The following is a 20,505-nucleotide window of genomic DNA, read 5'->3' as shown; positions in this document are numbered from 1 at the left end:
CAGTCGCCGCCATCTCTCGTGCCTACAAGCGGACCGAGATTATCATCATAATATATATTTTGACAGGTCGGTGTCCTTGGCCACATCCGACAATTGCTTGTCGACATAGGCTGCGTCGATCGTAATCTCTTCGCCTGCCCGGTCTTCTGCCGTAAAGCTGATCTCTTCAAGCAGCTTTTCCATGACCGTTTGCAGGCGGCGAGCGCCGATATTCTCGACCGTTTCGTTCACATTTGCAGCGATTCCGGCGAGTTTTCTGATCGCATCTTCGGAAATTTTGATGGTGACATCCTCGGTGCCGAGAAGCGCAATATATTGCTCGGTCAGATTCGCTCTGGTCTCCGTAAGGATCCTGACGAAATCTTCTTCCGTCAGCGCCCGCAATTCGACGCGGATGGGCAGGCGGCCCTGCAGTTCGGGAAGCATGTCGCTGGGTTTCGATATCGAAAAAGCGCCCGATGCGATGAACAGGATATGGTCGGTCTTCATCGGACCATATTTTGTCGCAACGGTTGTGCCTTCGATCAGTGGGAGAATATCCCGCTGGACACCCTCGCGGCTGACCGATCCGCCGCGTACGTCGCTGACCGCTATCTTGTCGATTTCATCGAGGAATACGATGCCATTGGACTCGGCATCTGTGATAGCTGCCCGGGAAATGTCATCGTCGTCGAGCCGCTTGTCGGACTCTTCCTCGACCAACTTGTCCCATGCGTCTGCTACCCGCATTTTCCGCCGTTTCAGGCGATTCTGATTGAATGCCTTGCCCATCATGTCGGACAGGTTGATCATGCCAACCTGGCCACCCATGCCGGGAATGTCCATCGGCGTATTGGGCACGTCCTCGACTTCAATCTCGATTTCGGTGTCGTTCATATGATTGTCGACGACCCTTTGGCGAAAGCTTTCCCGTGTGGCTTCGCTGGCGCTTTCACCGCATAATACATCCAGCAGCCGTTTCATGGCCGCTTCGGCTGCGGCTTCATGCACAGCGAGCCGCCTCCGCTCGCGTTCCAGACGGACTGCCTCTTCGGCGAGGTCGCGGGCAATTTGCTCGACATCGCGGCCAACATAGCCAACTTCGGTGAACTTGGTCGCTTCGACCTTGATGAAGGGCGCGTCTGCGAGCTTTGCCAGGCGGCGAGATATCTCCGTTTTACCGCAACCCGTGGGCCCGATCATCAGGATATTCTTGGGGGTCACCTCGTCGCGCAGCTCGGCAGGCAGTCGCTGTCTGCGCCAACGGTTGCGCAAAGCTACGGCTACGGCGCGCTTTGCGTCCTGCTGACCGATAATATGTTCATCGAGAGCCTTGACGATAGCTTTGGGGGTCAGGTTCGCCTGCATATTAATTTTCTCTTTGTTATTAGATGTGACGGACAGGACAATGATCAGCTGTCGCTATCGAGCGTTTCAATCGTGACCTGGTCGTTGGTGAATACGCAAAGGTCGGCAGCAATTTCCATCGACTTCCGGGCCAGTTTCTCGGCATCTTTCTCATAATCTTTCAGCGCGCGCGCGGCGGAGAGAGCGAAATTGCCTCCGGAGCCGATCGCTGCAATGCCCTCTACCGGTTCGAGTACGTCGCCGTTGCCGGTTAGGATCAGGGTAACCTCCTTGTCGGCCACGATCATCAAGGCCTCGAGATTGCGGAGATATTTATCGGTCCGCCAATCCTTTGCCAGCTCGACCGCTGCGCGCATCAATTGCCCATTGTGCCGTTCGAGCTTCGCCTCGAGGCGTTCGAACAATGTGAAGGCATCTGCGGTCGCACCCGCAAAGCCGCCAATCACCGATCCGTCGTGCAATTGACGGACCTTTCGGGCGTTCGGCTTCATTACAGTATTACCCATTGATACCTGGCCGTCGCCAACTACGACAACTTTGCCATTTTTCCGGACCGATAGGATTGTTGTGCCATGCCACTGCTGCAGGCCATGTTGCTGATTTTCTGTCATGAAAATGGATATGGGTAATCCTGCCCTGATGTGCAACCAAAGCCTGCACGGTGCTCCAACATGTTCATGAAATGGCGGCGGAGCTATCTATTTCCGGTGTTCCGGGCGCAAAAAAAATGGCGACCAGTTGGCCGCCATTTCAAAATTCTATGCCTGAATTGATTCAGGGGGAGGTTGGCGTATCATCGCTGCCGTCGGCTGCGATAACGATGCCGCCAATTACTGCTGCTGCAGCGAGAATGGCAATGATGATGCCGGAGCCGCCTTCAAGGTTGCTCTCTTTTTCAACGGTTGCACCGGTACGGGCAACAGAAGAAACAGGCTGTACAGCCTGAGCCAAGACAGGTGCGCTTACAAGCGACGCGGCTGCTGCTGCAGCCATTCCAATTTTACCGAAACGCATAATTTGCTCCTTCAGGGTTTTCGCATTTCATTCAATACGCATCAGCCATTGGCATAAGGGCCTAGTGAAATCAACCATCTTATTGTTCAGCATGGCTATTTTACCGATCAGTTGCAAAGATCACACAGGTTGCCATTTGCCAATAGATTGATCGTTTGGACGACCGATAGGGCCACAAGTTAATTTTGACTCGCTATGGCGACCAAAACTTCCGGAATTGCGGGGCTGTTCCAATTCAAGACGTTAACCATGGGCGCGAAATTCGGGCTGGATAATATGGCTAACAAATTGTTAACACGACGGCATGGACACAGAGAAATTCTTACAAACCCAAGCCATCCGGCATCCTTTTCGCCAAAGCCTGTCTCCCAACGTCGTGCAGGTTGCGAGGGAAGATCATCGGCTAGATGCGGTTGCGCCTTCCAAAAGGAAATGGCTGGGGGAAGACGCCAGTTTGTTTCTGTTGAGCTTTCTGAGCTTTTTCACCGCATTCTATACGTTTATCGCCTGATCCAGCGCCAACCGCAGATCAGTCGCAGGCGCGATGAAGCTGATGACCGAGCCAGGCAGCGACCAGGCACATGGCAGCTACCAGCAACAACTGCTCCGTCGTCGAAACGCCCAACATACTGAGGCCCATCGCGGCCAATGCCCCGAGAACCATACACCCCGAGTTGACGACGTTGTTGGCGGCGATCGTGCGCGCGGTCTGGCTGATGTCGACGGTTGTAGTCAAAAAAGCGTATAGCGGCACGACAAACATCCCGCCGAAAATCGAAACGCCGCCGAGGGTCGCCAGCAATGACCAGGCGCCCTCGTGCACGATGAACGTCTCAAACGTGTAGAGATCGCCATTCGGCAAACCATCCCAACCTCGTGCAATGAAGTAGAGAAGTAGAACAGAGCCGCCCATCAATATGACGCTCACCGGCGCAAAGCGCGCAGATACTTCACTTTTCAGCAGCCGGTTGACAAGAACAGAGCCGATCGCGATCCCGATCGAGAATACTCCCAGAAAAAGGCTGGCGACCTGCGGAGTTGCGGTCAGGACATTTTCGACCAGCGGTGGGAACTGAATGATCAGTACCGAGCCGATGGTCCAGAAAAAGCTGATGGCGATGATCGCCAGATATAATTTGCGGACGTGCAAGGTCGCCGAGATCAGGTGGAAGGACGAGCGGACGAAGTTGAAGTCGATTTTTTCGACTTCCTTCTGAGCCGGAGCTTCCGGCATGAACTGGGCCGCGATACGACCGATCAGGGCTACCAGGAAAACCGTTACGACGGCAATCTCGACGCCATTGCCGTCCTTGTCGATGATAATCCCGCCCAGGATCGTGCCCGCCAGAATCGCGATATAGGTTCCCGCCTCCACCAGGCCGGTGCCGCCCAGCACCTCATCCTTCTGCAGATGTTGCGGGAGCACCGCATATTTGATCGGTCCAAAGAAGGTGGATTGCAGCCCGAGAAGAAATAATGCGGTCAGCATGACCGGAATCGAGTGCAGCCAGAGGCCGATGCCGCCGATGACGGCAATGAAAATTTCGAGCGTTTTGACGAATCGCGTGATCCTTGCCTTGTCGTAATTGTCGGCCAGCTGGCCAGCGAGCGAGGAAAACAGGAAAAAAGGCAGGATGAAGAGACCTGAGGCGAGGGCGTTGAACGCGAAATCCTCCGATTCACTTTCGTAAATCCCATAGGTCACCAGAATGACCATCGAGAATTTGAACAGATTGTCGTTAAACGCTCCCAGCAACTGCGTGAGGAACAACGGCAAAAACCTTCTTGTCCGCAATAAATGCGCAGTATTTTGCATCAAGTGAAAATCTCTTTTCGAGCGAAGAATGGAATGTAGCTATATCCTTAGCTCACTGAGCCACTGCGTCAAATCGAATGACAAACCTGCCGGAGATGAAATCTCCTATTAGTTGACTGAATCGTTTCTCATTTGATCAGAATCTGTTTATGCGATGTCCGCGATGCTGAATTTGCCAAACATATTAACGCTCTCCCGCATATTCGCGGTGCCGATCCTGGTCTTTCTGCTTTGGCCAAATTTTTCCGTGCCGCGATCCCAGCCGCTGCCGATCGACTATCTGCTGGCCTTCGGGCTATATTGCCTGATGGCGGTGACTGATTATTTCGATGGTTATCTGGCGCGGTCGCAGGGAACCGTTTCCAAGCTTGGCATTTTTCTGGATCCGATCGCGGATAAAATCATGATCGCTGCGGTGGTCCTGATGCTGGTGTTTACGCGCGATATTAACGGATGGCATACGATCGCGGCGCTGGTCATATTGTTGCGGGAGATTACCGTGTCAGGCCTGCGGGAGTTTCTTGCCGGTTTGCAGGTCAGCGTTCCTGTCTCGCAACTGGCGAAATGGAAGACCGGCTTTCAGATGATTTCGCTCGGCGCCCTGATATTGGCCGGCGGATTGCCGCAGTTTCCGATTGTCGAGACCATAGGCTTGTGGACGCTTTGGGCCGCAGCGATTTTGACCCTGATCACCGGATGGGACTATCTGCGGGTCGGTTTGAAGCATATGGACTGATGAGCCGTTCGATCAACATCGTTTATTTTTCCTGGGTCCGCGAACGGCTTGGCGTGGATGAAGAGCAGTTTGTGCTGGGGGACGAAGTCCGGACAATCGCCGATATCCTGAACTTGCTCGCTGATCGCGGTGCTGCCCATGCAGATATCCTGTCGGATGTCTCGAAATTGCGTTTCGCTCTCGATCAGGATTATGGAACACCAGCGTCGGTGATCGGTTCTGCAAAGGAACTGGCCATTTTCCCGCCAGTAACCGGCGGATGATCAAGGTCGAAACAGGCCTGGCCGACTTTGATATCGGTTCGGAGACGCAGGACGTTGCGCGTCACGGAGGTGGAGCGATCGCGAGCTTTGTCGGCCTGGTGCGGGATGATGGCAATCTGCAGAGTCTCGAGCTGGAACATTATCCCGCGATGACGCAAAAGGCGCTTTACGGGATTGCCGAAATTGCCAAGGCCGATTGGGCCCTCCACGCCGTCACGATCATCCATCGGGTGGGCAAGCTGGCGGTAGGCGAGAATATTGTGCTGGTGGTTACCGGGTCCGATCATCGCAAGGCAGCAATCGAAGCCTGTTCCTTCATCATGGACCGGTTGAAGACCGTGGCCCCGTTCTGGAAGAAAGAGGTCCGGCTTGACGGGACGGACCAGTGGGTCGAGGAGCGACAATCCGATATCGACGCTTCAAAGCAATGGGACGAGTAGAGTGTCCTATTTGCCGGACGCAGAAACCCAGTTTTGCGCGCCCTTCATGATTTCCGCCAATAGCTGAAACTCGCTGCGCCTGGGGCTGTTTGTCCGCCAGACCAGAGCAATATCGCGCGTTGCATTGTTCGACATCAGCGGCCTTGCGACAATATTCGTATGATCCAATATGCCGCTATCGATTGCCATTTTGGGAAGCAGAGTGAGGCCAAGGCCATTGTCTACCATCTGGACCAACGTGTGGAGCGAGGTTCCCATCATCCGGGCCGAAGCCCTCAGTTCCGGTCGGTTGCAGGCCGCCAAAGCATGGTCCTTCAGGCAGTGCCCGTCCTCGAGCAACAATAATTGTGTCTCGTCGAGTGCGGCAGGATCAACCATCGCAGGCGGATCGCGGGGATCATCTTTCGGGAAAGCGACGAATATCTCGTCGCTGAACAGAACTTCGGATTCCACATCTCCGCACGGAAAGGGCAGGGCCAGCAATACGCAATCCGCATGGCCGTGATGCAGGGAATCGCATGCCGCCTGGCTGGTCTCCTCTTTCAGGTAAAGCTTGAGTTCCGGCCGTTCCTTGCGCAATTGTGGTAGCAAGCGAGGCAACAGGAAGGGCGCGATCGTCGGAATGACGCTCATCCGGACGTTGCCGGCCAGCGGTTGTCCGGCGGACCGAGCCATCTCGGAAAGCTCTTCGGCCTCCCGGAGAATGCGATAGGATTTTTCCACCATCTGATTGCCGAGCTCGGTGAAGCGAACAACCCGCCGGGTCCGTTCCACCAGGACTATGTCGAGCAACGTCTCCAGTTCCTTGATGCCCGCCGAAAGCGTCGACTGGGTGACGAAGCAGGATTCTGCCGCCTTGCCGAAATGCCCATGCTCTTTCAGCGCTACCAGATATTGCAATTGCTTGAGCGTGGGTAGATATGTGGACATTATCGAAGCTTTCGATCAGTGTTTTATCTTTAATCCAATATAGTGATTACTGGCCTTTTGCAAAGCCTCTCCGAATTTGGGTTTCAAGAAAAGACTGGAAATAGTGATTTGTCATCCCTATTTTGAAAGCCTTCGCAACATCCGGAGAATATATATGTTTCGGGCACTGGGCGCCTATCTAGATTCCATAAAGGCGCGCGATCCGGCGCCGCGGTCGCGCTGGGAAGTGCTGTTATATCCGGGTGTGCTGGCCATTGGTTTGCACCGCTTGGCCCATTGGCTGTTCAAGGGCGAGCTTTTTTTCTTTGCGCGGCTGATCAACCATATTTCGAGATTCTTGACCGCCATCGATATCCATCCCGGTGCAAAAATCGGTCGACATCTCTTTATCGATCACGGCTTTACCGTGATCGGCGAGACGGCCGACATCGGTGACAATGTGACTATTTATCAATGCGTGACCCTGGGCGGCACCAATCCGACCAACGGGGTCGGCGGCAAGCGTCACCCGTCCATCGAGGACGATGTGATATTGGGGTCGGGCGCTCAGGTGCTCGGGCCGATAACCGTCGGAAAACGAGCACGGGTCGGCGCAAATGCTGTAGTTACCCAAGATGTTCCGGAAGGCGCGACGATGGTCGGTGTTCGCGCCCGGCCGACGCTGATCGAGGCAAAAGAATATCAGAAGGACTTTGTTCCATACGGAACACCGTGCAGCGAAATTTTTGATCCTTCGACGCAAAAGCTCGAAATCCTGCAGTGCGAAATGGAGCAATTGCAGAAACGTATCGCTGCCTTCGCCGAAGAGCGGAGCGGCAAGAGCGAAAAGACCGCGACAAAGGGACGTGATCGCGCTTGATGGGTTCCAGCGGATCCAATATCTCGGCTTTTCCGCAACGGGGCGGCCCTTCTCAGGTCGGGTTTGAACGTAGGGAAATCGAGCGGATACTCGGTCTCTATGGCCGGATGGTGGCCGCCGGCCACTGGAAAGACTATGCCATGGACATGCGGCCAGATGTCGCGATCTTTGCGGCCTTCCGCCGGGCATCGGAGCGACCTCAGATAAGAATCGAGAAACGCCCCGCCGACCGCAACCGCCAGGGCATGTGGTCTTTGCACGGCGAGCAGGGACAGGTGCTGAAACGCGGGCACGACCTCGCTGGTATATTGGCGCCGGTCGAACGCAAGCTTGTGAAACTGGTCGGAGACTAGGGCCTAAAACCCAGAGCAATACAGGATTTTGCGCAGATTCAGGGCTCTACTGCATCGGTATCAAGCGCATAGCCCGCCGAGCGGACGGTGCGGATGATGTCAGCTCTGCCATTGGCATTGAGCGCCTTGCGGAGTCGGCGGATATGGACGTCAACGGTCCGCAGCTCGATATCGCTATCCTGACCCCAGACGCTGTCGAGCAGCCGTTCGCGCGAGAAGACCCAGTTGGGATGTTCCAGAAAATGGCGGAGCAGGCGAAACTCGGTCGGGCCCAAAGCAATTGTATCGCCACCGCGTTTGACCTTGTGGCCGACAGTGTCCATTTCCAGGTCGCCGAAAGCCAGTTTCTCGCCGGCCAGTGCCGGGCGGACGCGGCGCAATACCGCCTTGACCCGCGCGATCAGTTCGCGGGGACTGAACGGCTTGGTGATATAGTCGTCGGCGCCGGTTTCAAGGCCCCGAATCTTGTCCTCTTCCTCGCCGCGTGCCGTCAGCATGATGATCGGAATATTGGCGGTTTCGGTCGAACGGCGCAATTGGCGGCAGACCTCGATTCCGGACAGGCTCTCCAGCATCCAGTCGAGCAAAATCACGTCGGGACGATGTTCCTGCACCAGTAAAAGCGCTTCTTCGCCATCGCTGGTGTGGATGACGTCATATTCTTCCTTCTTGAAATTCCAGGACAGGAGTTCCGCCAGTGCGGCATCATCTTCGACCAGTAGCAGCTTTGCGTTGGGCATCAGTCGGCGTCATCGCTGAGGGTATCATCAACATCAACCGGATCCGTCGGGTCTTCCCCTCGGGTGCGCTCCGGCATCGGCTCGCCGGTTGCTGCGAAATAGACCATCTCTGCGACATTGGTTGCATGGTCACCGATCCGCTCGAGGTTCTTGGCGATGAACAGGAGATGTGCAGCCTCGCCAATATCCTTGGGGTTTTCGATCATGTGGGTGATGACCGCGCGGAAGATACTATTGTAAAAATCATCTACGATCTGGTCGCGCCGGTTCACTTCCATTGCCAGTTCTGCGTCGCGCCGGGCAAATGCATCGAGTGAGTCCCGGACCAGCTCACTGGCAATTTTCGACATCGAAGGCAGCAGCGAAACCGGTGTCAGCCTACGATTCCGGGTTACGAGCGGTACCCGTTTGGCAATATTCTTTGCGTAGTCGCCGATCCGTTCGACCACGCCGGAAATCTTGAATGTGGCAATCAATTCCCTCAGATCATCGGCCATTGGTGCTCGAAGAGCGATTGTCTGGAAGGTCAGTTCGTCGATCCGCTTCTCCAGATCGTCGATAAGCTTGTCTTCCCGGACGACTTCGGCTGCCAGTTCGAGGTCGCTGTTTTCCAGCGCACGCATCGCCTTGTCGATCGCCTGCTCGCTGCGACCACCGATTTCTGCGACCATCCCTCGCAACTGGTTGATGTCGGAATCGAAGGCTTTGACGGTATGTTCTGTGCCACTATTGACCATTGTCTGTTCCTAATTAACTGCGGCTTAGCCGTAACGACCGGTGATATAATCCCGCGTCTTTTCCTCGCGCGGATTGGTGAAAATATCCGTCGTCTCTCCATATTCGACCAATGTCCCGAGGTGGAAAAAGGCCGTTTTTTGCGAGACCCGCGCGGCTTGCTGCATATTGTGCGTTACTATGACAATAGCATATTGTCCGCGCAATTCATGAATAAGTTCTTCGATCTTTGCGGTGGCAATCGGATCGAGGGCAGAGCAGGGCTCGTCCATCAGGATTACTTCGGGGTCGACCGCAATCGCGCGGGCGATACACAGACGCTGTTGCTGACCACCCGACAATGCGGTGCCGCTGTCCTGCAACCGGTCTTTCACTTCGCTCCACAGACCGGCACGCTGCAGGGACGATTCGACGATATGGTCCAGTTCTTCCTTCCCGGTTGCCAGTCCGTGAATCCTGGGGCCGTAGGCGATATTGTCATAGATGGATTTCGGGAAGGGATTGGGTTTCTGGAACACCATGCCGACCCGCGCGCGCAGCTGAACAACATCCATTTGCGGCGCATAAATATCGTCGCCCTCGAGCCGGATGTCGCCCGTGATCCGGGCGATCGGAATAGTGTCGTTCATCCGGTTCATGCAGCGCAAAAAGGTGGATTTTCCGCAACCCGATGGTCCGATAAACGCGGTGACACTGTCCATGTTCACATCGATCGACACGTCATTGATGGCTTGCTTGTCGCCGTAGAAAACATTGACATTGCGAGCGGTCATTTTCGGTGTGCCGCTTTCGCTAGTCGCGCCTGTGGTAGCCGGATCTGTCATATTTATGCTTTCACTCGATTCTTGCATTTTCTTGTCGTCGTTCATCGGGACTTCTACCAACGGGTTTCAAAGCGATTGCGCAGATAGATGGCAAGCGCGTTCATCGTCAGGAGGAACAATAGCAAAATGATGATCGCGGCGGATGTCTTCTCGACAAAGCCGCGGTCGACTTCGTCCGACCAGAGGAATATCTGGACCGGCAATACGGTCGCCGGGTCGGTGATCCCGCTGGGAGGGGTGGCGATGAAGGCGCGCATACCGATCATCAGCAAAGGAGCGGTTTCACCCAGCGCGCGGGCCATCCCGATGATGGTTCCGGTCAGGATGCCGGGCAGGGCGAGCGGCAGAACATGGTGGAACACCACCTGCAAGGGGCTTGCTCCGATACCCAGCGCTGCTTCGCGGATCGAGGGTGGGACTGCCTTGACCGCGTTGCGGCCCGAGATGACGATGACCGGCATGGTCATCAGGGCCAGCGTCAGGCCGCCAACCAGCGCGCCGGACCTCGGCATGCCGAAAAAGTTGAGGAATACGGCGAGACCAAGCAAGCCGAAGATTATCGACGGAACGGCGGCAAGATTGTTTATCGAAACCTCGATGAGGTCGGTCAAGCGGTTCTTGGGGGCATATTCCTCGAGGTAAAGCGCGGCCAGGACGCCAACCGGGAAAGCCAGCAGCAAGGTCACCAACATGGTGATCAGCGAGCCTTTAAACGCCCCCCAGATGCCCACTTGCATCGGATCTGTCGCATCCGAATTGCTAAGAAAATTCCAGTTAAATCCGGTCGATAGTTGATCAGAATATTTGCTGACAATCCGTTCCGACTCCGGGGTGCCGGAGTCCTTGTAGGCGACATCTATTTCCGAGGTAACCGGTAGATAGACAGTCGTTTTCTGTTCGACGATTTTTGGATCGGCGAGGATCATTGCGCTGACCGATGTCCAGCCGCTGGTCGAGAACAGGTCGGTGCCATCTTTGCCATATTGGAGCTCAATGCTGCTGTTGACAATATCGGGGAGCCCCATGGACTGGATATTAGCGTTGCCGTTTGCGCCTTCAAACTGACTTGGCGATACACCGCCGGTAACCGCAGGAAAATCGATCTCGACCGGCAATTCCGTCTGCGTGAACCCCCGGAACCCGTTTCCGACCATGATTACCAGAAGGAACGCGAGGAAACCGGCAGACAGCATGATCGCCGCCATGCCGATCGCCTTGAACCGGCGCTCGGCGGCATAGCGTTTTGCAATCCGCTTCTGCATCGCAGCGCCCTGCCAGTCGGTAGGGCGACGCTTGGTATCGGTGAGACTATTCATAAGCTTCCCGGTATTTTTTGACCACCCGCAAGGCGATGAGATTGAGCAGCAAGGTCACGATGAACAGAACCAGTCCCAGAGCGAAGGCAGCCAGCGTCTTGGGACTGTCAAACTCCTGGTCGCCGGTTAACAATTGGACGATCTGGGTGGTGACTGTGGTCACGCTGGAGAAGGGATTGGCGGTCATATTGGCGGCAAGCCCGGCAGCCATCACAACGATCATCGTTTCACCGATCGCGCGACTGACAGCCAGCAATACGCCACCAACGACGCCCGGCAAAGCGGCAGGGATCAAAACTTTCTTGATCGTTTCGCTATGGGTAGCGCCCATTGCCAGCGATCCGTCGCGCATCGAACTGGGAACGGCGGCGATGCTATCGTCGGCCATCGAAGAGACGAACGGAATGATCATGATACCCATGACCACGCCGGCAGCCAGTGCGGACTCCGAAGAAGCGCTTGTAATGCCGATCGAGACCGCGAAATCGCGGAGTGCGGGGGCGACGGTTAGCGCTGCGAAATAGCCGTAGACCACGGTGGGAACCCCTGCGAGTACCTCGAGGATCGGTTTCATCCAGCTCCGGAATTTGGCCGGCGCATATTGGGTGAGATAGATGGCGCTCATCAGGCCGAGTGGAATGGCCACGATCATTGCGATAATGGCGCCGATAAACACGGTGCCCCAGAATAGCGGGATGGCACCGAAACCGGTTTCGCCTCTAGGTCCGGCAACCGCCTTGGGATTCCATTCGGTGCCGAAAAGAAAATCAATCGGCGAGACCATGGAGAAAAAGCGGGCGGTTTCAAAAACCAGCGAAAGGAAAATTCCGACGGTTGTGACGATAGCGATCAGCGATGCCAGCAGCAGGACCATCATTGTCACCCGCTCGATTTTCGTGCGCGCTCTGAGGTCCGGCTTGATTCTCAGCCAGGCATAGACGCCGCAAGCAAAGACCATGAGCAGCGCTGCGACAGCGCCGATCATCTGATAGTAGGAAATGGCCTCCCGATAGGGTGTGACCATCGACTGGGACAAAGGGTTGAACGCGTTGACCTGATGCCCGTAAGCTATCGCGCGGGCTTCGGACAATATCGCACCGCGTGCAAAGCCGCCCTGGGGCAATTGCGCTGCAGCAGGACTGTTTAGCGCTGCATCGGTAATCAGGGAGGGACTGACGAAACTCCAGACCATCATGAAAATCGTCGCCGGCACTATCGCCCATAAGGCGACATACCAGCCATGATAGTTGGGCAGGGAATGCAAAACGGACCGTGAGCCCTTGCCGCGGGTGTGTAGGCCGGCTGCTTTCAGCCGGCCAAAAAACCACGCGACAAGGCCCAGGCCGATCACGAGAAAAAGGAGCGTAGTACTTGTCACAATATCTGGTTCCGCCCCTGATTCAAATTCATCTGGTAATTATAAGCGCGGTCTAACGCTTATTTGAGTTCGCTAGGCTTGAGCGGCGTCATGTCACGGACAACTTCGCTCATCTTCGCTCTTACCGAATCGGGAGACGCGATAAGTCCGGCCTTTACCAGATAGCCGTCACGGGTTCCGGCATTGACGAATTCCTGAACATATTCGCTCAGGCCAGGTATCACGCCGACATGCTGCTTTTTCACGTAGATATAAAGCGGACGAGCACCCGGATATTCTCCCGAAGCAATGGCTTCATACGTTGGGTTCACGCCGGATACCGGAATGCCGCGAACGCTGTCGAGATTGGCTTCGAGGAAGCTGTAGCCGAAAATACCGACGCTATTCGGATTGGCTTTCAGTTTCTGTACGATGAGATTGTCATTCTCGCCGGCATCGATATAGGCGCCATCGGCTCGGACGTCATGGCAGATCGATTCAAATTCGTCCTTGTCGCTGTCCTTGAGTGCCTTTGTTGCCGAATCCGTTACGCAACCGACTTCCATAATCAGCTCTGTGAGTGCATCGCGCGTTCCCGAGGTGGATGGCGGGCCGTAAACGCTGATTGCGAAATTTGGCAGGCTTGGATCAATGTCAGACCATTTTTTCGCTGTATTTTTCTCGCCGAACGGACGGTCTGCAATAGCCTTGTATATCTGAACCGGGGTCAATGAAAATGCGGTACCCTCATTCGCCTGAGCAACAGCGATGCCGTCGATGCCAATTTGAATTTCGACAACGTCGGTCACGCCATTGGTCTGGCACAATTCCAGCTCGGTTGGTTTGATCCGGCGAGACGCATTTTCGATATCGGGCGTGCCCGCGCCAACACCGGCGCAGAAAAGGCTCATGCCGCCGCCGGTACCGGTGGATTCAAGAATGGGAGAAGGATTTGCCCCGTTGATGCTGAATTGTTCGGCAACCGCTTTTGCAAAAGGGAATACGGTGGAAGAACCGACGATCCGAATTTCGCTGCGGGTACCGCCTTGACCACCGGAAGCCTGATCCTGACAACCGGTTGCTGCAAGCGAAGCGATGGTCAGAAAAGTGAGTTTTCTTAACATTGACAAATCTCCAAAATCATTAATTTCCTAACGATGGCTGGCCTTGCCAAGCATCGGATTAACAGGCGTGTTGTGGAGGCCTCTAAGCGGCAGCAATGTCTTGGGTATGACAGATATATTACGGATATGTGACAGCGAACAATTGTGCTTTGTCCCGCAACGGTTTCGGTCGGACCCAGGTTTTGTTTTGCTCAGCTTGCGGTATCGGTGCGCGTTGGGGCTTTGGTCGCGATCGGCAACAATACGGATACCGTCGTGCCTTTTCCGACTTCGCTGGTTATTTCCATCCGCCCGCCGTGCCGTTCGGAAATATGTTTGACGATAGCAAGCCCGAGACCCGTCCCGCCGATGGATTTGCTGCGTCCCTTGTCGACGCGATAGAATCGTTCGGTGAGTCGGGGGATATGTTCCGGCGCAATACCGTCGCCTTCGTCACTGACCGAAAGGCATAACATGGTTCCGGCTCGATTGGGTGCAACATCGATCCGCACCGGAGCTCCCTTTCTTCCATATTTGAAGGCATTGCTGAGCAAATTGTTCAATACCTGGGCCAGTTGCGCGTGATCTCCGTAAATCCTGGGAATGTCGGTTGGAAGAGTGACCTTTATATCCTTATCTTTCTTTCCTCGATTGTTGATGAAAAAATCCCGCGCTTCGCTGACCAGATGGCTGATGTCGATTTTATCGGAAGGCAGTTCGAATTTTTCGGCCTCGATCCGGGAAAGCGACATCAGATCCTCGATCAGACGCTGCATACGGTCGGCTTCATCATACATTATCTTGAGAAACCGTGCGCGGGTCGCGTCGTCCTTGCCTGCCTTGGGATCTTCCAGCGTCTCGAGAAATCCCTTTATCGCTGCAAGCGGGGTGCGCAATTCGTGGCTGGCGTTGGCGACAAAATCGGTGCGCATCCGCTCGGCTGCATGACGGCTGCTGCGATCAGACATCTGGACCAGCTTCAGGCCTTGCCGCAACGCATGAATCCGCAATTCCCAGCGTTGGTCCGCACTTCCTACACCAACCAGCAATATCGGTTCTCCGCTATGTTTTGCATCGGGGTTGGCGAGGCGATCGGCCGCAGCAGGATGGCGAATGGCAATTCGCACATCTTCCCCGAGGATATGATTGCCGAGAATCTTCGTCGCTGCCGGATTGGCCGCAGCAACCCGGGCGTTTTGGACAAGCAATATCGGATCCGTGATTGGATCTATCATTTCGCGATAGGCTTCCCACCGGCCTTGATTGAGAATTTGATCGCGTTGCCGATCGAGTGTCGCCGGGTCCGGCAATGGTGCGACTGGCGGCGCCTGGGATACCGTAAACAATGCCAATGCGCCGGTGGCGATGACTATCATCAACTGTTGTCCGGATTGCGACAGCAGACTGGCCAATATCGCGCCACCGACGATGAACGACAAAGCCACAAACAGGCGAACGGGAGAGATTGAGGTCATCGGGCAAGATCAGGGTTGGTCATGTTAGTCATTTAGGCTGTGCAGCGTGATATCGGCAATGAGAATTTTCACGACCGACCAGGTCGGGCTGCAACATCGGGCGATGTTAACGATTCAAGCGGCAATGTCCCGATTATAGACGCGTCGTCGCGGCAAGGACTGTTTACTCGCTTTTTACGCTATTTCTGATAATGCCCTCTTTCTGGAGCAAGAGACAATATGGATAGAAATTCGATGACTGATGACCTTCCATCCGGACCAACGGCTGAAAGCGATCTGAACAAGGGCATCGTAAACCGTCGGCGCGCCTTGATGATGGGCGCCGTCACCGCTTCTGCGGTGGTCAGTATCAAGCCGGCCCTGGCGCAAACCGCCGGGTCAGTTCTCAATTGCGAGATTCCAGTGCCGGGTAATCATGCTTCGGGCGGCTATATTGCTGCAGACGGCAAGGTTGTTCCTTCCGATACGCCTGGCGCCTACCCGCCAGCGGGGCGCAACTTTACCGGTGAAGAAGTCCGTCGGGCGATGAACGGGCGCTCGCTGCCGGGCACGTCCCGCGACCAGTCGGAAGCTTATGTGAATTATATCCGCAGGCTGCAATCCGGACAAAGCGGGTTTACCTGCTACGCCTCGCTGCAAATGCCGCGCTGATATTCCCAATTTTAACATTTGCCTGCTAGGGGACTGTCATGTCGTCCCGGAACCGCAGGTAGAATATCATGACCCAGAAATATCGGGCTGCGGCGCAAGATGATCTAATCTGGCACGAGCTGGACAGCATGACTTTGCTCTATCATCGAACGTCCGGGATCACCCATATGCTGGCCGATCCCGCACCGGCAATATTGGAAGTCATGGCAGGACTTTCGCTGACCGCTGCGCAAATAGCGGCGCGGCTGACCGTGACATATGAAATCGAAGCCGATATCGATTCCGAAGATATTGTTCTTGCCCGTCTGGAAGAGCTTTCCGGACTGGGCCTTGTGGCGCGGGTTGCGGGCTGATGGGGGAGATGCACCAGATCCTGCTGAAAATCGGTCCCGCTGCTTTCCGGATCGCCTCGACCTGGCGGGAGCCGCTGGATCAACTGGCTGCGCTGTATAACGCCTATCCGGCACCAGCCGATCAAAGCGTTGATTTTACCGTCCGTCTCGAGCCGGAAAAACCGTGGCGCCGCTTCATCCGGCCGTCCGTGCATATCGGGGGCGATTTCTGGCTGCCGGATGCCGCGCCCTTGCCGCTCAAACAGGGACTGCTGGCCGCCGAAATGGGGATGAACCTGCAAATGGCGCTGGGCTGGCGGCGGCATTTGCTGCTCCATGCCAGCAGCGTCGAGAAAGACGGCAAGGCGCTGGTCATGACCGGTCTTTCCGGGTCAGGCAAGTCGACCTTGTCGGCAATGCTGGCCGAGCGAGGCTGGCGCTTCATGGGTGACGAATTTGCGCTTTTAAGTCTCGATTCTGGTCAAATCTCTCCCTTTCCACGCCTGATCAGTCTGAAAAACGAGGCAATCGGTGCGATGCAGAAGGTTGCTGCCGAAACCCGTTTCGGTCCGGAGATGAAGACGACGCCGAAAGGCGATATTCGCCATCTGGTTCCGCCCAAAGCCGCGGTAGAACGGATGGACGCGCCTGCCAGACCGGCATTACTGCTCTTTCCCAGATTCGGCCATGCGCCGGAATTGCGGGAAATGGGCAAATCGGAGGTCTTCGTCAGGCTGACCCAGGCGTCGACAAATTATGTGGCGCTGGGCGAGGCGGGCTTTCACGCGCTGACCCGTTTCGTCGATCAGGTCCCGGTCAAGGCCATGGACTATCAATCGACCGATCAGGCCGAACAGATGATCGGCGAATTGTGGAGCCGATTGCCATGATGCGCGACGCCCGGCTTTTGATAAAGGCCCTGCGCGATCCGTCGAGCGTCGAGACGCTCGACAGCGGGCAGTGGACCGAATTGATCAGCATCGCCCGCGCCGAATCGCTGATAGGTTCGCTCGCGCATCGGGTGCGGGATATGACGGTGCCGGATCGTGCACGCGCCGTTCTGCAGGATGCGATCGAGGCGCATGATCTGGCGCGCCAGCAGGCCTTATGGGAGGCCGATTGCGCCCGGCGGGCCTTGGCGGATTGTTCCGGCAAGATCGTGCTGATGAAGGGAACCGCTTATGTCGCGGCCAATCTCGCCGCCGGCGTCGGCCGGAGTATCGGCGACCTGGATATAATGGTGCCGCGCGAAGATCTTCCGGTCGTTGAGGCCGCATTGCTCGATGCGGGGTGGGAATGGGTGAAGCCTGACCCCTATGATGATCAATATTATCGCGAACATATGCACGAACTGCCGCCGCTGATCCATCGCGAGCGCGACCGGATGATCGACGTCCACCACACGATCTTGCCGCTGACCGCCGGTCCCAGACCGGATGCGGATGCCATATTGAACGATGCTGTCCGGTTGGAGAACGGTCTTTATGTCATGGCACCTGCCGACATGGTCCTCCATTCGATTGCCCATTTATTTGCAGACGGCGATCTGGCGGGCGGGCTCCGGAACCTGTGGGATATCAACCTTTTGCTCGGGCATTTTTCCGCCGAGAACAAAAATTTCTGGGCTGAACTGCATCGCCGCGCCCAGATTCACGGATTGTGCGCTGAACTGGCCAGGGCATTGCGCCTGTCCAATCGCCTATATGGGACGCCGCTGGATGAATCTCGCCCGGACGAAACAATTGTCTCCGATAGTTTCTATGTCCGCCGCTTGCTCGCTCGCGACGGATATGGTCGCGAAACCCGCAAGTTTACCCGCTTTGCCTTTTATGTCCGCTCGCACTGGCTGCGGATGCCGCCGCTGATGCTCGCCCGCCATTTGTGGACCAAATGGCGCAAAGGCGGAAAACCATCGAATTGAACCGGTCTCGAGGGCGATAAACGGGCTGGATTAAGCGTGCCCCGCATGGCATTAGCCGCTGCAAATGGGCGGTAAAGAGCCCCGACCAATCAAGTTCTCCGGAGTATCCTTATGACCGATCGCCCGCTAGCCGCAATCATATTAGCCGCCGGACAAGGCACGCGGATGAAATCGGACAAGCATAAGGTGCTGCATCCGATCGCCGGCAAGCCGATGCTCCACCATCTGCTCGATACGGTCGATTCCATTGGCGTCGAGCGCACCGTTGTCGTGGTCGGTGCGCGCCGGGAGCAGATCGAAGCCAGCGTCGAGGGGTGCAATGTCGCGATTGCGGTGCAGGAAAACCAGCTCGGCACCGGCCATGCCGTTGCCCAGGCGCACGACGCGCTCAAGGGTTTCGCCGGCGATGTGCTGATCCTTTACGGCGATGTTCCCATGGTCAGCGCCGACACGATGCGGGACATGATCTATCGCCTCAACAACGGCTCTGAACCGCGCGCGGTCGTGCTCGGCTTTCGTCCCGATGATGCTGGTGCTTATGGCCGGATCATCGCCGATGAACAGGGCGAAATCGAGAAGATGGTCGAGTATAAGGACGCCAGTGATGCGGAGCGCGGTGTAAACCTGTGCAACAGCGGCCTGATGGCGGCGCGCTCGACCGATCTGTTCATCCTGCTCGACCAGATCAGCAACGACAACGCCGCGGGCGAATATTATCTGCCCGATATCGTCATGCTGCCGGGCCAGAAAAGCGCGGTGATCGAGGTCGATGATCCAGCCGAAGTCGCCGGCGTGAACAGCCGCGCCGAACTGGCGGCGGTCGAAGGCGACTGGCAGGCCCGTCGCCGCGAGCGGGCGATGGCGGACGGCGTCAGCCTGATCGCACCGGAAAGTGTGTGGTTTTCCCATGACACGCAGATATCTGCCGACGTGGTCATCGAGCCCAATGTGATATTCGGTCCGGGTGTTTCCATCGCCAGCGGAACAAAAATTTACGGTCACAGCCATATCGAAGGCGCGACCATCGGTCCGAACGCCAATGTCGGCCCCTTCGCCCGCCTGCGACCCGGCGCGGTGATGGAGGAAGGCTCGAAAGTCGGGAATTTTGTCGAGATGAAGAAAGCCACGCTGGGCAAAGGCGCCAAGGCCAATCACCTGAGCTATCTCGGTGATGCCGACGTGGGCGAGGGCGCCAATATCGGAGCCGGCACCATCACCTGCAATTATGACGGCTATTTCAAATATAAGACGGTGATCGGCAAAGGCGCGTTCATCGGATCAAATAGCGCGCTGGTGGCGCCGGTTACGATCGGCGATGGTGCGATTGTCGGGGCAGGGGCGACACTGACCAAGGATGTTGCTGCGGGTGATCTGGCGCTGGTTCGTGCAGAGCAGACGGCCAAGGCGGGTTGGGCGACAAAATTCCGTAGCGCTATGCTGAAGAAAAAGGCGGGAAAATAGCCGGCATGCGAGCGGCCGAACGGCGAACTTCCTCCGCTTTTGACGATGGTATATTCGGTTATGATCGGGAGTCTCGCTGCATCCCGATGGATGTTGGCGACTTGACATGATATCACGATATGATATCAATATATCATCATGACCCGAATCCTTGCTGATCTTCCCGAAGACGATGTGAAATGGCTCGACGCGCAGGCGGCGGAGCAGGGCAAGTCGCGTGCGCAGTTGCTGCGCGAGGCGGTGGCCGGTTATCGTGCGGAGGAATCCAAGCAAGGCATCGAAAAATATTTCGGTATCTGGAAAGACCGCACGGATATCGGTGACGCTGTTGATTGGCAGCGCAGGGAGCGGGCGTCCTGGACGCGGCCTTGGGATTCCGACTATTGGGAAGTTCGGAAAGAATTCCCCGACCTGTTCGACGAAAATGATGACCGCGAAGCAGAGCGATATCTCAAGTGAGCGAAGCGGTCTTTGATTCCAATATATTGATCGACGCACTAAATGATGTTGGCTCGGCTCATGCTGAATTGAAACGTTACGATCGTCGCTATATCAGTCGCTTGACCTGGGTTGAAGTCGTTACGGGTGCGCTGCCGGATGATGGCGATCGTGCCGAAGGATTTCTATCCTATTTTACCATAATCGAGGTGAATGAAGAAATCGGGCGGCGGGCAGCGTTGTTGAGATCTGATCGAAAGCGCTTAAAGACGGTTGACGCGATAATTCTCGCGTCCGCGCAATTATCCGGTCGCATTCTAATTACACGTAATACAAAGGATTTTCCAGCGGCTATGCCGGGCATCCGAATACCTTATACCCTCTAAGAAGAAAG

General features: G+C 55.9%; 25 protein-coding genes. 13 read left to right on the top strand and 12 right to left on the bottom strand.

Annotated features, from left to right (window positions below; translation table 11 throughout):
* Positions 1-45 precede the first annotated feature (45 nt).
* The 3 genes from hslU to HUO14_RS08585 all read right to left on the bottom strand — a co-directional run bounded on the left by hslU (position 46) and on the right by HUO14_RS08585 (position 2,361).
* Complete coding sequence (gene hslU, locus HUO14_RS08595; RefSeq protein ID WP_176279429.1) at positions 46-1,347, bottom strand: ATP-dependent protease ATPase subunit HslU; 1,302 nt, start codon at positions 1,345-1,347, stop codon at positions 46-48.
* Between the two features lie 44 nt (positions 1,348-1,391).
* Positions 1,392-1,958, bottom strand: coding sequence for an ATP-dependent protease subunit HslV (gene hslV / locus HUO14_RS08590; RefSeq protein ID WP_176279428.1), 567 nt, complete (start codon positions 1,956-1,958; stop codon positions 1,392-1,394).
* Positions 1,959-2,121: 163 nt separating this feature from the next.
* A complete protein-coding gene (locus tag HUO14_RS08585; RefSeq protein ID WP_176279427.1) occupies positions 2,122-2,361 on the bottom strand; it encodes a hypothetical protein in 240 nt (79 codons plus the stop codon).
* A 304-nt stretch (positions 2,362-2,665) separates the two neighbouring features.
* Between HUO14_RS08585 and HUO14_RS16170 the strand changes: the two genes are divergently transcribed.
* Complete coding sequence (locus tag HUO14_RS16170) at positions 2,666-2,872, top strand: hypothetical protein (RefSeq protein ID WP_217907947.1); 207 nt, start codon at positions 2,666-2,668, stop codon at positions 2,870-2,872.
* 18 nt (positions 2,873-2,890) lie between these two features.
* Here the strand turns inward: HUO14_RS16170 and HUO14_RS08580 are convergent, their stop codons facing one another.
* On the bottom strand, positions 2,891-4,177 hold the full coding sequence (locus tag HUO14_RS08580; protein WP_176279426.1) for an MFS transporter: 1,287 nt from the start codon (positions 4,175-4,177) through the stop codon (positions 2,891-2,893).
* Positions 4,178-4,340: 163 nt separating this feature from the next.
* Between HUO14_RS08580 and pgsA the strand changes: the two genes are divergently transcribed.
* From pgsA to HUO14_RS08565, 3 genes are read left to right on the top strand one after another with little or no spacing between them, the layout of a single operon-like run.
* Positions 4,341-4,913 carry a CDP-diacylglycerol--glycerol-3-phosphate 3-phosphatidyltransferase gene (pgsA, locus tag HUO14_RS08575; RefSeq protein WP_176279425.1) on the top strand — a complete coding sequence of 191 codons (573 nt, stop codon included), beginning with the start codon at positions 4,341-4,343 and terminating at the stop codon, positions 4,911-4,913.
* On the top strand, positions 4,913-5,176 hold the full coding sequence (gene moaD / locus HUO14_RS08570; RefSeq protein ID WP_176279424.1) for a molybdopterin converting factor subunit 1: 264 nt from the start codon (positions 4,913-4,915) through the stop codon (positions 5,174-5,176). Before pgsA ends, moaD begins: the two co-directional genes overlap by 1 nt.
* Entirely contained in the window at positions 5,173-5,616 is a 444-nt protein-coding gene (locus tag HUO14_RS08565) for a molybdenum cofactor biosynthesis protein MoaE (protein WP_176279423.1), read from the top strand. The genes moaD and HUO14_RS08565 overlap by 4 nt, the downstream gene beginning before the upstream one ends.
* 6 nt (positions 5,617-5,622) lie before the next feature.
* Here HUO14_RS08565 and HUO14_RS08560 read toward each other — a convergent pair whose 3' ends face one another.
* Positions 5,623-6,546 carry a hydrogen peroxide-inducible genes activator gene (locus HUO14_RS08560; protein ID WP_176279422.1) on the bottom strand — a complete coding sequence of 308 codons (924 nt, stop codon included), beginning with the start codon at positions 6,544-6,546 and terminating at the stop codon, positions 5,623-5,625.
* Between the two features lie 154 nt (positions 6,547-6,700).
* Here HUO14_RS08560 and epsC point away from each other — a divergent pair, with 154 nt between their 5' ends.
* The gene (gene epsC / locus HUO14_RS08555; protein WP_176279421.1) at positions 6,701-7,405 is read left to right on the top strand and encodes a serine O-acetyltransferase EpsC; all 705 of its coding nucleotides are present in this window, start codon (positions 6,701-6,703) and stop codon (positions 7,403-7,405) included.
* Complete coding sequence (locus tag HUO14_RS08550; protein WP_176279420.1) at positions 7,405-7,758, top strand: DUF2794 domain-containing protein; 354 nt, start codon at positions 7,405-7,407, stop codon at positions 7,756-7,758. Before epsC ends, HUO14_RS08550 begins: the two co-directional genes overlap by 1 nt.
* Positions 7,759-7,796: 38 nt before the next feature.
* On the opposite strand, the gene phoB is transcribed toward HUO14_RS08550, so the two are convergent.
* From phoB to HUO14_RS08515, 7 genes are all read right to left on the bottom strand, one after another.
* A complete protein-coding gene (gene phoB / locus HUO14_RS08545; RefSeq protein WP_176279419.1) occupies positions 7,797-8,498 on the bottom strand; it encodes a phosphate regulon transcriptional regulator PhoB in 702 nt (233 codons plus the stop codon).
* Positions 8,498-9,235 carry a phosphate signaling complex protein PhoU gene (gene phoU, locus HUO14_RS08540; protein WP_176279418.1) on the bottom strand — a complete coding sequence of 246 codons (738 nt, stop codon included), beginning with the start codon at positions 9,233-9,235 and terminating at the stop codon, positions 8,498-8,500. Before phoU ends, phoB begins: the two co-directional genes overlap by 1 nt.
* 24 nt (positions 9,236-9,259) lie before the next feature.
* Positions 9,260-10,057 carry a phosphate ABC transporter ATP-binding protein PstB gene (gene pstB / locus HUO14_RS08535; RefSeq protein WP_217907946.1) on the bottom strand — a complete coding sequence of 266 codons (798 nt, stop codon included), beginning with the start codon at positions 10,055-10,057 and terminating at the stop codon, positions 9,260-9,262.
* Positions 10,058-10,110: 53 nt separating this feature from the next.
* Positions 10,111-11,373, bottom strand: a complete 1,263-nt coding sequence (pstA, locus tag HUO14_RS08530; protein WP_246255364.1) for a phosphate ABC transporter permease PstA — start codon at positions 11,371-11,373, stop codon at positions 10,111-10,113.
* Positions 11,366-12,751 carry a phosphate ABC transporter permease subunit PstC gene (gene pstC / locus HUO14_RS08525; RefSeq protein WP_176279416.1) on the bottom strand — a complete coding sequence of 462 codons (1,386 nt, stop codon included), beginning with the start codon at positions 12,749-12,751 and terminating at the stop codon, positions 11,366-11,368. The genes pstA and pstC overlap by 8 nt, the downstream gene beginning before the upstream one ends.
* A 59-nt stretch (positions 12,752-12,810) precedes the next feature.
* Positions 12,811-13,854 (bottom strand): substrate-binding domain-containing protein, encoded by a 1,044-nt coding sequence (locus HUO14_RS08520; protein ID WP_176279415.1) that lies wholly within the window; start codon positions 13,852-13,854, stop codon positions 12,811-12,813.
* A 191-nt stretch (positions 13,855-14,045) separates the two neighbouring features.
* Positions 14,046-15,308, bottom strand: coding sequence for a sensor histidine kinase (locus HUO14_RS08515; protein ID WP_176279414.1), 1,263 nt, complete (start codon positions 15,306-15,308; stop codon positions 14,046-14,048).
* A gap of 234 nt (positions 15,309-15,542) precedes the next feature.
* Between HUO14_RS08515 and HUO14_RS08510 the strand changes: the two genes are divergently transcribed.
* The 7 genes from HUO14_RS08510 to HUO14_RS08480 all read left to right on the top strand — a co-directional run bounded on the left by HUO14_RS08510 (position 15,543) and on the right by HUO14_RS08480 (position 20,497).
* A complete protein-coding gene (locus HUO14_RS08510) occupies positions 15,543-15,959 on the top strand; it encodes a hypothetical protein (protein WP_176279413.1) in 417 nt (138 codons plus the stop codon).
* A 68-nt stretch (positions 15,960-16,027) separates the two neighbouring features.
* The gene (locus HUO14_RS08505) at positions 16,028-16,312 is read left to right on the top strand and encodes an HPr-rel-A system PqqD family peptide chaperone (protein ID WP_176279412.1); all 285 of its coding nucleotides are present in this window, start codon (positions 16,028-16,030) and stop codon (positions 16,310-16,312) included.
* An 8-nt stretch (positions 16,313-16,320) separates the two neighbouring features.
* The gene (locus tag HUO14_RS08500) at positions 16,321-17,181 is read left to right on the top strand and encodes an HprK-related kinase A (protein WP_246255363.1); all 861 of its coding nucleotides are present in this window, start codon (positions 16,321-16,323) and stop codon (positions 17,179-17,181) included.
* Positions 17,181-18,212, top strand: coding sequence for a nucleotidyltransferase domain-containing protein (locus HUO14_RS08495; protein ID WP_176279553.1), 1,032 nt, complete (start codon positions 17,181-17,183; stop codon positions 18,210-18,212). The genes HUO14_RS08500 and HUO14_RS08495 overlap by 1 nt, the downstream gene beginning before the upstream one ends.
* A gap of 111 nt (positions 18,213-18,323) precedes the next feature.
* Positions 18,324-19,673, top strand: a complete 1,350-nt coding sequence (gene glmU / locus HUO14_RS08490; protein WP_176279410.1) for a bifunctional UDP-N-acetylglucosamine diphosphorylase/glucosamine-1-phosphate N-acetyltransferase GlmU — start codon at positions 18,324-18,326, stop codon at positions 19,671-19,673.
* Positions 19,674-19,811: 138 nt separating this feature from the next.
* The gene (locus HUO14_RS08485; protein WP_176279409.1) at positions 19,812-20,132 is read left to right on the top strand and encodes a ribbon-helix-helix protein, CopG family; all 321 of its coding nucleotides are present in this window, start codon (positions 19,812-19,814) and stop codon (positions 20,130-20,132) included.
* Entirely contained in the window at positions 20,129-20,497 is a 369-nt protein-coding gene (locus HUO14_RS08480; protein ID WP_176279408.1) for a PIN domain-containing protein, read from the top strand. The genes HUO14_RS08485 and HUO14_RS08480 overlap by 4 nt, the downstream gene beginning before the upstream one ends.
* The last annotated feature ends 8 nt before the right edge of the window (positions 20,498-20,505 follow it).

This window comes from Parasphingorhabdus flavimaris (assembly GCF_013371215.1).
GTDB classification, from domain to species: Bacteria; Pseudomonadota; Alphaproteobacteria; order Sphingomonadales; family Sphingomonadaceae; genus Parasphingorhabdus; species Parasphingorhabdus flavimaris.
Note: the sequence above shows the minus strand (reverse complement) of the source record. Positions and strands in the feature narration are given on the sequence as shown.